The sequence below is a fragment of the Keratinibaculum paraultunense genome, from assembly GCF_016767175.1.
Taxonomy (GTDB): domain Bacteria; phylum Bacillota; class Clostridia; order Tissierellales; family Tepidimicrobiaceae; genus Keratinibaculum; species Keratinibaculum paraultunense.
The window spans coordinates 480,460-495,011 of the sequence record NZ_CP068564.1 but is presented as its reverse complement, the minus strand read 5'-3'; the positions used below and the strand labels follow the sequence as shown (position 1 = coordinate 495,011).

The following is a 14,552-nucleotide window of genomic DNA, read 5'->3' as shown; positions in this document are numbered from 1 at the left end:
TCTTTTTTGTGTTTTTTCCTACAATTATTTTACACTAACATGGGCAATTTTATTTATACGCTTTAAGAAAAAATTTTGGGTCTAATCATTGAAATCATCTCCTTCTCTAAATATAAGCAACTTTCCATCGACCCCCAGGGGGTTTTGCACTATTGAGGGTCGATAGATATAACTATGTCTAGATATCTCTGCTTACATAAGTTCTATCTTTTATCACTTTTTATGCTCTTAAAGGTTTTAAAGATATGGTAGAGTGTTTGTTCTTTGGTTCATAGAATCTAGCATATACTTTCGCAGTAAATTCTGACATATTGTTCTTCAACAAAAATCAAAGCCGCAATACTCCTGCGGCTTTGATAATCTAAAAACTTTAATAAGCTTTTTTGTATATGTTTAGCACATCTTCATAATCTAAAGGCTTGAAGTTCCCTATTTTTTTACCATCATTATTATCTATAGCAGCCTTAGCCATCTTTTCTAGGTCTTCTTCTTTAATTCCTACTTCCCTCAAGGACATTGGGATCTCTAGGGATTTAAAGAACTCTCTTGTTTTTTGAATAGCTAGCTTTGCAATTTCGTATTTATCCATATTCCTATCAATATCCCATACATTTACTCCGTATTCTACAAACTTATCTACCCTCTCATCATCTAGCACATATTCCATCCAGGCTGGAGTTAATATGGCTAAACCTATACCATGGGTAATATCATAAAAGGCAGATAGTTCGTGTTCTATAGGGTGGACACTCCATTGTGAATCTTTTCCATAGGAAAGTAAGCCATTTATGGCCCAGCTGGAAGCCCACATGATATTAGCCCTTGCCTCATAGTTTTCTGGCTCTTCAAAGGCTATTTTGCCGTATTTGATACAAGTCTTTAGTATGGCTTCTGCAAATCTATCTTGTAGGTAGGCTCCATCGTTCAGTGTAAAATAGTTTTCGAAAGTGTGGCTCATTATATCAGCAATTCCAGCAGCTGTTTGTACCTTAGGAACGGTAAATGTATAAGTTGGGTCTAGTATGGAAAACTTAGGAGCCATGGATATGTGGTCAAAGGATAGCTTCTGTTTAGTTTCTAAGTTGGAAATAACAGCTCCTCTATCCATTTCAGAACCTGTAGCTGCAATTGTAAGTATTGTTCCTAAAGGTAGTGCATTTACAACCTTTGCTTTTTTAATCAGCAAGTCCCAGGGATCTCCATCATAGTAATAGCCAGCAGCTATTGCCTTGGAGCAGTCAATGGTGCTTCCTCCTCCAACAGCCAGTATAAAATCTATGTTATTTTCCCTAACTATTTTGATTCCTTCCCTTACACTATCTATTCTAGGGTTAGGTTCTATGCCTGATAGTTCCCAGAAGGGGATATGGTTATCCTTTAGTATATCTACTACTTCCTGATAAAGTCCTATCCTCTTAATACTTCCTCCACCATAAGTTAGAAGGACCCTTGTGCCGTACTTTTTAATCTCATCTGCCAATACCTTAATTTGGCCTTTTCCAAAAAATATTTCTGTAGGTATGGAATAATGGAAATTTTTCATTTTACGCCTCCTATGTTGTTTTGTAGTCTACTACATACTGGCCCATAACTTCCAGTAATCTATAGCAAGTATATTATACCATGCTTATCCTATTTCTACACACAGCCACATAAATTAGAAAGTTTTATATCCATAGTAAATTTACATTCTCCATCCATAGTATTATAAATATCTAATATGAGCTTGTGTATCTTATCCTTGTCCCCTCTTATGGTAGTAGACATTATTCCCACTTGGTATTCTAAATTATAAGATTTGATTATTTCTAAAACTTTGTCTATATGGGGAATATAGTCTTCAGTACCAATAGGTACGAAGGCTATTTCACAAGAAGCTATTTTTTCCACAGGGCACATATAAATCCTCCCCTTTTCCCTTCTTTAGACAATTCCCTTTCTTTTTCCATGGAGATATATTCTTCCTCTATAGTAGGAGGAATGAATAGGCATTCCTTAATGTCTACTAAATGGTCCTTTTTATAGCTTTTCATATCTTCTACAGTTTTAAAATTTGCATACTTGAACACAGAATTTTCCTGGAACTCTTTAGATAAATACATTTCTCCCCAGGCACTGTCTTTATTGATAGTGCCTATTAATAAATAGCCATTAGGCTTGAGCACCCTAAACATTTCTTCTATAGCCTTTTCTGGATCCTTTAGAAATTCAAAAGCTGTAACTGAAACTATTCCATCAAAGTAATCAGCCTCAAATTCCATATTGTATACATCCATATTGTAGAATTTTATATTCAGGCCTTCCTTCTTAGCCTTCTCTTCTGCAACTTTAAGCATCTCCTTGGATACATCTATGCCTACTACTTCACAGCCCATCTTAGCTAGCTTTATGCTAAAATTACCTGTACCACAGCCTACATCCAAAACCTTCATGCCTTTTTCTACCTTAAACAGGTCCAATATACATTTAGTCTCCACTTCATCAACAAAATTCCCCAATTTAGTTTTATACCAGTCATCATACATTTTTGCTTCCTTATCAAATATGGCCATATAAATCCTCCTTAAGGTACTAGTATGTAAGTTGACAAAATTAGTTAGCTTATCATTAGTTTTTATTGCTAACTACTAATTTGCCACCAAATTTATCAATTGAAAACATATTGCTCTCTTCAAGTACATCTATGGATGCACTGTATTTAAAAGGAAAAAACTCTGGACTGTTGTTTATTTCTTCTAGCGACAAATATAGCTTGTCTTTTATGCAGATCAATGCATAAGTAATAAGGATAATCCCTTCCCTACTTTCAATACTATATCTATTAATATCATACTTATGCTTAGGCAAACAATGGAGAACTCCTATATCTTTTAATGTTTTAATAATTTTATCTATAGAATGGAATAGGGTGCTTCTTTCACCCCATAGGTCAAACATATTGTTTTTAACATCTTTAGTAGTTATATCAAACATTTTTCTATCCATCTTGCCTATAACACTGCAAATATCTGCAAAGACTGGATACGTGAGAAGCATTAAACACCAATGGGCTAATAAAATATTTTCTTTTTCCCCACTTTTAATTAGCTTCACTGCCAGCTCTTTAGCCTTTTCTGTATATTCATTATCTTTAACCCATATATTCACCAATATATTCCGTGTTTTTCTGGCATTAGTGGGGCTTTTTATTTCAAGAGATAAATATTCATTTAGGTCGTCATTAATCTCTTCTTCACTTTTTCCTTCCATATACAATTCAGCAACTTTATTTAGCCAATCTAAATTTATGTTTCTTGACATTCCTATTATCTTACTCATACATCTACTCCTTCTATTTTAATAAATGGTACTATAACCTCTTCAATACTAATGCCACCATGAGATAATATAACATTTCCTTTGTTTCCAAAGGATTTTTGGTATTCACAGAGCAAATACTTATAATCTCTGGGCAAATAGTATGGTGGATACTCTATCAAGTTGAATTCCTCAATTATTTTGCCATAAGCTGCATAATCTTTCAATATCAAAGTTCTTTTAGATCTTGTTTCCATCTCAATACCAATCCCTCTAGGGTTGCCTACAGTCTCAGTTTCTATATGTCCATGGTCAGATGCAATGTATACATCAAAGCCTTTTTTATACAGCTTAATGATCAGTTCATGTAACTTTCCACTATGTGATAGCAATCTCACATCATTATACATACCTAAATTGCCTTGTTTTTGGCTATGAACCAAATCATCTATTTCATTTATAATAACACATATACATTTGTCCATATAACCAATATCAAAATCATATCCCCTATTATATTTTGTCTCTTCTTCTTTATAGCCATATTCTTTGCATTTTTCAATAAATAACTTTTCTTCATTTACTAAACCAAATGGTTTTTCTAGTTCTACAGGAAGCTTTCCAGATAAAAGACTTTGTCTAGATATGGGAGTAATAGTTGGAATTAAAGCATAAGTTGAGCTATATTTATATGAAATCCCTTTTAGCCCTTCAGAAATTATCAGCCAATCTAATATGGACATTCCATCCATAACTATCAAAGCAAACTTATCATTGGAGTTGCTAAATATATAATCCAAAGTCCTATTTATAAGGACAGGTCCATCATAGGCTGAATATGCTGATAATGTAGAATAATTGTTTAAAATAAATTCTTGAAACTTACCTTGTATTTTTTGTACAAGCTTCTCATCTATATCTATATCACTGGTTTTATACTTAATATACTGGAGTTTTGAATAAAGTAAAGCAATCCTAAGCCAATGTGAATAATTGTCTTCTTTCAATAGATTTTCTATCTGAGAGGTTACATAATCTTTATACTCTTCAACATTTTCTCTCCTAAACATATCTTGAACCAAAAACTTCCTAGTTTCATCTTCCGAATCTAGCCTATTATACAAGTTTTCGTGGGCTATATATAATAAATCTAAATCAAATATCGTTGAATTTTCTAATGAATAAAAATTCAATTTAGGAAAAAGCTCTCTATAGCTTACATTTTTACAATAAAAACTACATCTTATATCATAAGGAAGATATAAATCAGATCTAAGTATGACAAGATACTTACCTTTACTTTTTTTTATTTCAGTCTCAAAGATATACCTAAATTTTTCTATATCATCGTAAAAAATCAATTTATAATCAAATTTCTTACTGATTAATTCCAAATAGTCATCACCAATAATATTCTGAAAATCAAATAGAATAACCCTATCATATATTCCCAACCCACATAGATTAATTAAATAATCTAAAAACATAGCTTCACTCCAATCTCAATATGAAAATTGGCTTAAAAACTGGACAGATGATTTTATTCTTCTCAAATATCCGTTTAATCTCTTCTTTTTCCTTTTCCAATTCTCTTAATCTAGATCTTCTTATATTTTCTATACCTATTCTCTTAGCAGCATCAATCCTAAGTTCTAATGCATAAGAATATTTTCTATAGTCCTCTTCTTGCTTTTTTTCATAGTTTTCTTTTAATCCTAAAAAAATATCATACGCAAAGTTTTGGGATAACTCCATTATTCTATTAAAAATATTTTCATCAAGATTAATATTATCCGTAACCTCAATTATTGCATCATCTCTAATAAACTCATCCCAAATTCTTTCTCCTGCAAATGGTCTATAAATCATATTATCATTTATGAATATAGGTATTACTCTCCTATTATGGTATAAATCATCGTTTATTGATAGTTCCCATAAGGAAAAATATCCTTTTTCATTAGGAAAGTCTTTAATATATACTGAAGGAATTTTTTGTGATCTTGACCAACAGTTTTCTTGGTTAAGGTGTCTAGATATTTCTTCATCATTTATATCTATATTTTCTCCTACAAAAAATTTACCTTCTTTCCATAAACTATAAAAATTACACATTTTAAATAACAACTTATTTAGTTCAATAGATTTATTATAATCAGAATTTGCTTCAAGAACTTTGTCTTCTTTTAATAATTCTCTATATTTTCTAGCTTTAGCAATCTCCTTTTTTAAATCTTCTTCTATCTTTGAAATATTATGTTCAATACTAGCTGGATCTCTTAAAGAGCTTACATAAACTTCTGTAAAATCAATATCTGCCATTTCGCTATCTAATACATCTGCTAATTTATCTATTCCTGTTTCAGATAATATTACTGATAGCTTGTCCTCTAATACCGATCTAACTCTATTTTCAATGGTTTCAGCAATTATAAAATTATATATGTATACATCTTGTGATTGTCCTATACGGTCCACTCTTCCTATTCTTTGCTCTATTTTCATAGGGTTCCAAGGCAAATCATAATTTATTACTATGTTAGCAAACTGCAAATTTAAACCCTCTCCACCTGCATCTGTAGATATTAAAATGTCCGCTTGATTCTTGAATTCATTTAATTGAATATTTCTAGTTTCAATATCCATACTGCCATTTATCAAAGCAACGCCATATCCTCTACCTTTCAAAATTTCTTCCAAATATTTTTGTGTAGCAACAAATTCAGTAAAAATTATCACTTTTGATGAAGGTTTTTCATAATTAATATCATCTAACAAATTTAAAAGCACTTCTATTTTTGCATCCTGATATTGGTAGCTTGCTTGTTTGGCCATATTTAGAATATCTATAAGCTCTTCTATTTCTTTTTCTATATCCGTTGACACGACTTCTAATCCTTCTTCTAGTTTCTCCTCTAAATCAGCTTCTATTAAATCATCTAAAGATAATGAACTTACTTTTGCATGTCTAGATTTTAATATTTCTATTCTTTTCTCTACACTATCCATAATTGCAGCTGTACTGCTAGTTACTAATCTTTGCATTAGAACCATTAAAAAACCTATATGATACTTCTTCTCTTTAAATGCTTTATTATACCCATTTCGTACATAATCAGTTACCATTTCATATAGTTTCTTCTGCATAGAGTGTCTTTCATCCCAATGGATTTCAACTATCTTCGTATGCCTGTCTTTAAATAACCTATTACCTTCATTGTCTATAACCTCTCGCTTCTCGTTTCTTATAATATAAGGTGCTACTTGTTCTTTTACTATTGCTTTGTAATTTGGGAAAGCTTTTTCATCTAATAATCTAATGAGCCTTAAAAATGGTTCTGTTTTGCCTGAATGGGGAGTAGCAGTTAGCAATAATAAATATGGAGAAGATTTCGCAAGCAGCTTACCTAATTTATACCTTGATACTTCGCTAGTGCTACCAGCTACCCTATGGGCTTCATCTATTATAACTAAATCCCAGCCAGCATTTACTATAGCAAAAATCCTTTCTTCATTGTATTCCTCTACTCTATCTTTACTCCATCCAGCTCTAGCTTCTATTGGCTTAATCGAGTCCATAGGACTTATAACTTGATTAAATTGTCCATATATATCATCACTGCCAATTAATTTCTTAATAGTATCGTGTTCGGAAGGCAGTATAACATGGAATTTCTCTCCAAACTTCTCATACATTTCTCTTTCCCATTGGGTAACTAAGCCTTTTGGACAAACTACCAAAATTCTCTTTACAAGACCCCTAGCCTTCAATTCTTTTATGATCATCCCAGCTTCTATTGTTTTACCTAAACCAACTTCATCAGCTAAAATATACCTTATATTATTGCTTGATAAAACCCGATTAAGTACATGTAGTTGATGGGGGAGAGGAATAATATCCTTACTAAAAGATGACAGAATTCCTTGGGAAGTTATATCCTTAATCTTCCCAAGGATTGCCATATACCTTACGTAATTCTCATCATAATATGAAGAGCTATCTTTTCCAATTTGTTCTGAGTTGAGATTATAGATTTCTTTGCTAAGTGGATTATAAACTTTATATGTTACAAATCCCCACATTTCATTCTTCTCTATTATTTGCACTCTCTCATTTCTAACTAGATCATAAGCATAATCTCCTACGGAAAACATCATATCACTCCATTCTGCTAAGAGCTATATCATAATACATAAGAAGCTTATCATCTTCTTGTATTACGTTTTCCGGTAATCTATTCCCAATCTTGACTATACTCTCATAATCTTTTTCTTTCCAAAGCTTTGCAAATCCAACTCTAATTGCTTCTGTCCTAAACTTTTTAAGTTTTCCTTTACCTTTTAAATATTCTTCAAATTCTTTCAACAATCTCTTTTCCCTTAGTTTTATAAGGTCTCCTGTCTTTGATGGGTCTGGTATATACCATCTTCCCTCTTCATCTTGTAGAAAATTTTCTTCCAGTAATTCACTTAACTCTGGCATCTTCTCATATCTAGCTATCTTAGCTTCTTTCATAAACTTAGGTTGTAGTTCGCTGTAAGTTTGAGGAGTTTCTAGTTGATGATACAGCCATGCTATGGCAGATTTTTCATCGTTTACAAACATAGAAAATTGAATAGGCTCCAAATCTGCCTTTATCCTTGCATTATCGTATTCATTAACTTGGTCATGTAAGAAATACATTCCATCCCTTTTTATAAACCTCTCATCCAAACCTTTGTAAAAATCTGATGCATCTATAGGGACTGATAATCCATTCATTATATGGTAGGCTACCATTCTATCGAATAATAGGTATGGTTCTCTTTCCTGAATCTTTTCTATCATGCCGTTTTTATAGACTACCACTGGCAGTTTCTCTAAGTGTTCTCTTACAAACTCCCAAACTGTATCTTCAGTTCCTGCTTTTTCAAGAAATCTCTTTTTGAAACTTTCCTTTGGTTTGTATGCTGATATTACTAAATCTTGTTTAACAGCTGAAGTTGTTGTAACTTGTTTAAAGCTTCCTTGTTTCTTATCTAATGTTCTTACATCTGCAATAATAAATCCTGCTCTTAATAACGATTCCTGAATTGCATTCCATACAGAATTCTTGGAATTATGAAATTCTACAGTAATCCATCTATTTGGTTTTAACACTCGATAATATTCTTCAAAGCATTTAGTCATTAATTCTTGATATTCTACTAATCCTTTGTTTTGAACTTTGTTAATAATGGCTTCTGGTTTATTGTTAGTTTTTACTTTTAGCCAAGCTTCCCATATGAAATTTAATTCCGAGTAATTTAAGTTATAACCAAAAGGCGGATCAGTAAAAATGTAATCTATAGAGTTATTTTGAATTGTTTGTATATCATTTAAAGAGCTTGTTTGCAATAAAGCATAGTCATATTTAAAACTACTAATTTTACCTAAAGGTTTAACTATTCCTTTTGGACCGTATAACTTTCTTTTAATATATTCTAGCATATTTAAATCCTTAATTAATGATGGAACATATAGTGTTCCTGACACATTACCAGTTCTGCTTCCATACCTAGACATTTTTGTTCCCATGACTAAACAAGCAGTTATCATAAATCTGATAGTAGTGGTATTACATTTATTGTATAAATAGCTTAAAATAAACAGGTTTCTTTTAGTATAAAAATGATGCACATGAGTTATTCCATGAGAACGTTTTGGCTGTTCAGTATTATATCCATCTGGTAATTCATCCGTAGGATACCAACAAGGTATCTTCATATTATTAATCTTTTCAATTATATCCAAATCGTCTTTGTCAGGTTTTTTTTCATATCTCTTATTTCCGACACTATAGTTAATAAGCACAGGAACTTGCTTTGCCATACTTATAGTTTTATTTAATCCATGGTCATAAATTAATTCCATAGCCCTTTCACAATCAGTTTTTTTCAACTCTATTCCACAATTACTACATCTAAAAACATCCTTAACCTTTTTATTCTCTTCATCTACTGCTGCATCCCAAAACACTATTTCACTACCACAGTGTGGACATATGAACACATCCGACCATACAGTATAATTTATTTTCCCTTTTACTGGTCCTGTCATATCATAAACTTGTTTCCCATTCTCATCTACATGATTAGTTTCATACATCCATCCTAATTCTTTTTCACATTCATCAAGTATTCTTTTAGCCTCTTTCTCAAATTCAGCTACATCTACTGGAGTATTGTAGTTGTATGCTATAAATGTTGCTGCTGGAGATAAGTCATTAAGTATAGCCCTTCTTACTCCCCATTTTACATAAGGCATTTCCTTTTCTATTTTAAACTTAAACTCTGGATCTGCATCAGGGTTGCCGCACATCTGGGCAGCAACCCCCGTCATCCCTGAACCACAAAATCCGTCAAATACTATATCTCCTGGGTCTGTATAATGAAGTATGTATCTCATGATTGCTTTATGAGGCACTTTTGTGTGATAACTGTGAGCATTATATATTGGGTCATTTTTTCCTTCACTTACATCTGCTGCAAAGGGTTCCCGATGGTAATCATCTGTTTCCTCATCATAAGGTTTACCATATTTCTCTATAAAATCTTTTATAAAAGGATTAGGACAAGCAGTGTAGTAAGGTGGATCAGATAGAGCAATTATATCTTCATCTTCTCCTATTGGGAATCCTTCTATATTCCTTACCTTATCTAAATCTTCTTTTGTCAGTTTCATTATTCATACACCTCTCCTTTTTGGTCCCTTTCTAATATTAGAAAATCTTTTTTCTTATCTGAATCAGATGTGATAATTATCCTTACCTTATCCAAATCTTTGCCTCTTACTTTATCATCAATAAAGTCAGATAGTTTCTTTTTCAAATCCTCTACAGTGCTTGGCCCTAGGTTTTGTATTGTTGACATCAATTCCCATATGTCAATAGTTACCTTATCTAACCTATCGAATAGTGTATTGAAAGTAGTTGTAAAGAATGTGTCTACAAGCTCTGGTAGTTTTTTATCTTGTAAAAATTCATCTATTAACCTCTGTTGTTCTTTATTAAGTAGCGCTTTGTTTGCCATTATAAGCGGATCGTCTAATGCTGATAGTAGGGTATTGGTCCATTCTTCTAATAGCTTCTCTAAATTTTCTTCAATAGTATCTAATTTCCCTGTAACTATTGGATTGTTTTCTGACAATGTAAACTTACACTTAGTACATATATGGTTTCTTTCAAGATCAACAGTAGTTAAGTCATAACAAACTTGGAGTTCTGATAATTGTTTTTCTAAGTTTCTTAGCTTGTTTTCCTGGAATATTCCTTTTACTTCTGTAAGCTTTTTCAAATTAGCAAGAGTTTTTGAATTTATAAGCTGGCCTTTTCTTTGTGATTCATTGGGGCTTAATCTTGCTTTTATGTGTTTATCAAAGTAATATTCAATATACTCTTTTTTAATTGGAACCAGTATATTTTTCAATTCTCTGCTTGCTTTATCTCCATCTAAATAGTCTTTTATTTGATCTCTTATTTCAAAGAATTTTTCTTTAGCTTGTTTTATCTTTTCCATCATACTTTCTGGTATAACTGAGTTCTCTACATTAACTATATAATTTACTATAGGATCTGTTTCATTTTTAAACTTTTCATATTCTTTTATAATACCTATATATTTAATGCCTTCCTCTATATCATCTAATTGTTCCATAGTGAGATTTAAGTTCTTTATCTTTGCTACTGTATTGTATTTATTTCTAAAGCTTCCAAACTCATTTAGTACATAGCTTATCTTTGGCTCATAGATTCTTTTTAGGTTCTCAGGAATGAGCAGTTCTCCCCATAGTATAGGATCACTATTTATATAGGTTTTAGAGTATAAAGCTGATTCTGCTATTTCTCGACTTCTTGAAAGGATTCTGTCTAAGCCCTTTTCAAGTTCTTTATCATTAACAATCATACCAGTTGGTAACTGGAGGATCTCTAATAGTCTCTTAAGCTCTTCTAAAGCTGCTTCTTTTGGTTTGGTTAAGTGCTTAAATTGGTATAAATCTGTGTTATGCAATTCCATTAATTTCTCCATATTTGAGGCTGTAATTGTGATATCTTTTAATACTAGATTTGCATGTCCTGTATATACTAAAGCTAGAAGTACTACAATAAAGTATTCATTATTTATGCGGAACTTTTTGTCTAGTAATTCATCATATTTGGCCTCTAAAATATCTGATCTATTTAAAACTCCTTTTTTAGGAAGCTTTCTCAATTTCTTTACTAGATACATAGCATATTTGGAATTTTCAACATCTATTTTTCCATTATTTATTAAATTGAAGCTTTCAAGGAAGGCTTCACTATCATTAGTCTTCTGGCCTGCAAAATATTTTATAGCTCTGTTTATTATTTCAGCATTGTTATACTTTGTAATCTTTATCTTAAAGGCTGGAAATTCTGGATATAGTCTGTCGAAATGTTCTTCCAAGCAAATGGAAGCAGCTATGTCTATAGTATCCTTAAAGTTAGAATCCCTAGTCCTTCCATGTGTTAGCTGAATAAGCTGTTGTTTTACTCCTTTATAGATTACATCGTAACAAGTGTTCTTATTTTCATTAAGCCATTTTTTAAGGTCTTTCTCAAATTTTCTGGCTTTATCTGAATATATCTTTTTAGTATTGTGATCTGAGGCCAATATTTGGAGCTCCTTAGCTGCAGCAAATAACTTTAGGTTATTATAAAATCCTTCATCTGTTTTTAGTTTAAAAAATACCTCATCGTCTTTTTTCTCATCTTCATAAGTTAAATTTCCATAGGGTGGCAATATATAAACATAAAAGTCTCTTGGAGGTTGTGCAGTGGACCTTTCTGTAGGCAGTCCAAAGAATAGGTAACCTCTTCTGAATACATTGCGGCTATCCCAGTTTAGCTGATATTCATAAATTTCATAATTTGGTACAGCTTTTTCTTCATTCCAATCTAGTAAATCGTGTACTATAGAGTAATAGTATTTGTTTAAGCTAATATCCTCCATAAAGTTTGCTTTGTCCTCAATTTTCGCATCGTAGTCTATATCCTTCTTAAGGTCTAGGAAATATTGTCCATTATCCTTGTTGTATTCTATAAATTGACCACTTACCAAGGTCATTATATCTCTTAAAACTACTTCTACAATAGATAATAAAAACTCCGAATCCTTTTCTGGCATATTTTCAATATATAGGCATAAGTTGTCCTTAAGCTCTTCAGCTGTTAATCCTAATCTAACATCTATTCCTCCTGTAGTAAGCCTATGAACACTTAAGGCATAAATTATTTGTAAAGCCATTTTCTTGTACTGAGGTTTAGGGAAAGTTTTAGCTACTTTGTCTTCTAAAATTTGGGATTTATCCATTACCTCCCTAATATCTGGCTCTGATCTTCTAGCATAATTGTCCTTTATGAAGGCCCAATAGGAATCAAAAGATATAATTCCTGGTGCATTTTCTGGTACTTCTTGATCTAAAATATCCCCTATTGTTGTTGAAATAGTTTTAAGTACATGCCTATTTTCAGCAATTTGCACCCTATTGAATACATCTATATATGCTGGATGTATTGGATAAAGCTCTACATAATCTTCTATTCTCTCTGACATCTCCTTATAAAGGGGGCAGAATTGAAGTAAATGTTCTCTAATTTTAGCTTTTTGTTCAGGAGTCTTGTTTAATATCCTTTCTGATACAACGTATGAAGTATCCTCTTTTCTTATAATAACTTGTTCAAATCTATCTTTAATTTTGCTCATGGTATCTGATATAAAGGAGAATGATGGATTGTCGAACAATTGCTCTTGGACCCCACATACAAGTCTAAACCTTGAAGTTTTAATAAATTCCCCTAATTCTCTTAAGAAGCCTAAATCTTGCATTACTTCATACTCTTTTCTAGTCTTTAGATAGTCTAGAAGCTCATCTATAACTACTAAATATCCCTTATCAGGATACTTCTTCTCAAAGGCACTCATCATGCCTTCTAAGGCACGTTTATTATTGGTTAGTGTTGAACTATCTGGGAATTTATAATCTATTCCTCTTTTTGCTAAATCCATTTCTATTTCATTGACAATTATATTTCTTAGGCTGTTATCTACAGCTCCTATTTCTATTCTAAGAATTTCAAATCTACCAGCTATTGGCTCTATATATTTAGCAAACTTCTTATTTTTTATATACTGTACAAAATCCTTATTGTTAGCAACAGCAGATATTAAAGACATTAAATGGCTCTTACCAGTACCATAGTTACCAACTATAAGAACACCCTTATTATCTATTACTTCATCTAGTCGCAATTGACTAATCAAACCATAGTCTAGCTTTTCTGCCATTCCATCTGACATAACATAGGTTTCAACTAAATTTTTAGCCTTTTTATTATCGTCTGCTGATTTTAATTCAATAACTGTTTCTATTGGATTAAAGTTTATAAGTTCTGAATATTTCATATTTCCCCTCCTTCACCTTAAACATATTATATCATAGTCCTTTATTGAATATCTTCTATAATCTTCATATTCTGGAGTTGAATAAATAAGATATTGAAAATCTATTTCTCCTGGCCATTGTACTATTATTTTCCTGTTTCTAGCTAATTGGATAAATAGCTTTATGACATCTAATCTATAGGCTGGATTAAATAATATATCAATATCAGTAATAATTAGTTCCCTTTTATCATTACTAGCTAAAATTTGCCTTAAGGTGGTTTCTACTGCAAGATTTCTATGGCTTTTATCTATTTTTAATAACTCTTTAGAAAGTATTTCACCTAGGTGTAATATGCTAAATTCATTAAATGTACTTTTTACAGTATCTAAAGGCAGACAACTGATAACTATATGGTCACCATTTCTCTCCATCAGCCTTTTTCCTTCAGACAAATCACATATAAAACCCATAAGATCACCTTTAATTTTATAAATTATCTTAATTTTGTGTATTTATATTGTAAAATAAGGGACCAAAATATAGATATTTTTAACTGGTCTCTATATTTTACTATTAAATATATAGGAATAGTAGCTTTGCTTATGAAATTATCGCTGATGTTAATATTCTACAAATTTTAGATACTTCCTTCATGTTAATGATTATAATTGTCCTATAGGACTGTAAACATAAAATTACAACAAGTTGTGTAATATAATCTACATAAATAATCTATATATGTCAATGAGACTATAATTCTTGATAGTGTCAAGTTACTGTAGGAAAAATTTTTTTTAAATCTCCCCATATTTTATGAAAAGTGCATAGT

General features: G+C 31.5%; 9 protein-coding genes. All 9 read right to left on the bottom strand.

Translation table 11 applies throughout. The features are described from left to right. Window positions 1–370: 370 nt before the first annotated feature. The gene (locus tag JL105_RS02255; RefSeq protein WP_202690580.1) at window positions 371–1,543 is read right to left on the bottom strand and encodes an iron-containing alcohol dehydrogenase; all 1,173 of its coding nucleotides are present in this window, start codon (window positions 1,541–1,543) and stop codon (window positions 371–373) included. A gap of 95 nt (window positions 1,544–1,638) precedes the next feature. Continuing rightward, entirely contained in the window at window positions 1,639–1,899 is a 261-nt protein-coding gene (locus tag JL105_RS02250; RefSeq protein ID WP_132029770.1) for a YkoF family thiamine/hydroxymethylpyrimidine-binding protein, read from the bottom strand. Further along, window positions 1,878–2,552 (bottom strand): class I SAM-dependent methyltransferase, encoded by a 675-nt coding sequence (locus tag JL105_RS02245; RefSeq protein ID WP_202690579.1) that lies wholly within the window; start codon window positions 2,550–2,552, stop codon window positions 1,878–1,880. The genes JL105_RS02250 and JL105_RS02245 overlap by 22 nt, the downstream gene beginning before the upstream one ends. A gap of 55 nt (window positions 2,553–2,607) precedes the next feature. Then, window positions 2,608–3,318: a hypothetical protein gene (locus JL105_RS02240; RefSeq protein ID WP_132029693.1), complete on the bottom strand. Its 711-nt coding sequence runs from the start codon at window positions 3,316–3,318 to the stop codon at window positions 2,608–2,610. Beyond that, complete coding sequence (gene pglZ, locus JL105_RS02235; protein ID WP_132029691.1) at window positions 3,315–4,784, bottom strand: BREX-3 system phosphatase PglZ; 1,470 nt, start codon at window positions 4,782–4,784, stop codon at window positions 3,315–3,317. Before pglZ ends, JL105_RS02240 begins: the two co-directional genes overlap by 4 nt. Window positions 4,785–4,788: 4 nt before the next feature. Beyond that, window positions 4,789–7,455 (bottom strand): DEAD/DEAH box helicase, encoded by a 2,667-nt coding sequence (locus JL105_RS02230; protein WP_202690578.1) that lies wholly within the window; start codon window positions 7,453–7,455, stop codon window positions 4,789–4,791. A 1-nt stretch (window position 7,456) separates the two neighbouring features. Further along, window positions 7,457–10,000, bottom strand: coding sequence for a DNA methyltransferase (locus JL105_RS02225; RefSeq protein WP_170169650.1), 2,544 nt, complete (start codon window positions 9,998–10,000; stop codon window positions 7,457–7,459). After that, window positions 10,000–13,740: a DUF6079 family protein gene (locus tag JL105_RS02220; RefSeq protein WP_132029685.1), complete on the bottom strand. Its 3,741-nt coding sequence runs from the start codon at window positions 13,738–13,740 to the stop codon at window positions 10,000–10,002. Before JL105_RS02220 ends, JL105_RS02225 begins: the two co-directional genes overlap by 1 nt. 12 nt (window positions 13,741–13,752) lie before the next feature. Then, window positions 13,753–14,154, bottom strand: coding sequence for a BREX-3 system P-loop-containing protein BrxF (brxF, locus tag JL105_RS02215; protein WP_158280066.1), 402 nt, complete (start codon window positions 14,152–14,154; stop codon window positions 13,753–13,755). Window positions 14,155–14,552 lie beyond the last annotated feature (398 nt).

What these genes read in the sequence shown, in the direction of transcription:
- JL105_RS02255 (WP_202690580.1), bottom strand. Translation starts at nt 1,543, where the DNA reads ATGAAAAATTTCCATTATTCCATACCTACAGAAATATTTTTTGGAAAA.
- JL105_RS02250 (WP_132029770.1), bottom strand. Translation starts at nt 1,899, where the DNA reads ATGTGCCCTGTGGAAAAAATAGCTTCTTGTGAAATAGCCTTCGTACCT.
- JL105_RS02245 (WP_202690579.1), bottom strand. Translation starts at nt 2,552, where the DNA reads ATGGCCATATTTGATAAGGAAGCAAAAATGTATGATGACTGGTATAAA.
- JL105_RS02240 (WP_132029693.1), bottom strand. Translation starts at nt 3,318, where the DNA reads ATGAGTAAGATAATAGGAATGTCAAGAAACATAAATTTAGATTGGCTA.
- pglZ (WP_132029691.1), bottom strand. Translation starts at nt 4,784, where the DNA reads ATGTTTTTAGATTATTTAATTAATCTATGTGGGTTGGGAATATATGAT.
- JL105_RS02230 (WP_202690578.1), bottom strand. Translation starts at nt 7,455, where the DNA reads ATGATGTTTTCCGTAGGAGATTATGCTTATGATCTAGTTAGAAATGAG.
- JL105_RS02225 (WP_170169650.1), bottom strand. Translation starts at nt 10,000, where the DNA reads ATGAAACTGACAAAAGAAGATTTAGATAAGGTAAGGAATATAGAAGGA.
- JL105_RS02220 (WP_132029685.1), bottom strand. Translation starts at nt 13,740, where the DNA reads ATGAAATATTCAGAACTTATAAACTTTAATCCAATAGAAACAGTTATT.
- brxF (WP_158280066.1), bottom strand. Translation starts at nt 14,154, where the DNA reads ATGGAGAGAAATGGTGACCATATAGTTATCAGTTGTCTGCCTTTAGAT.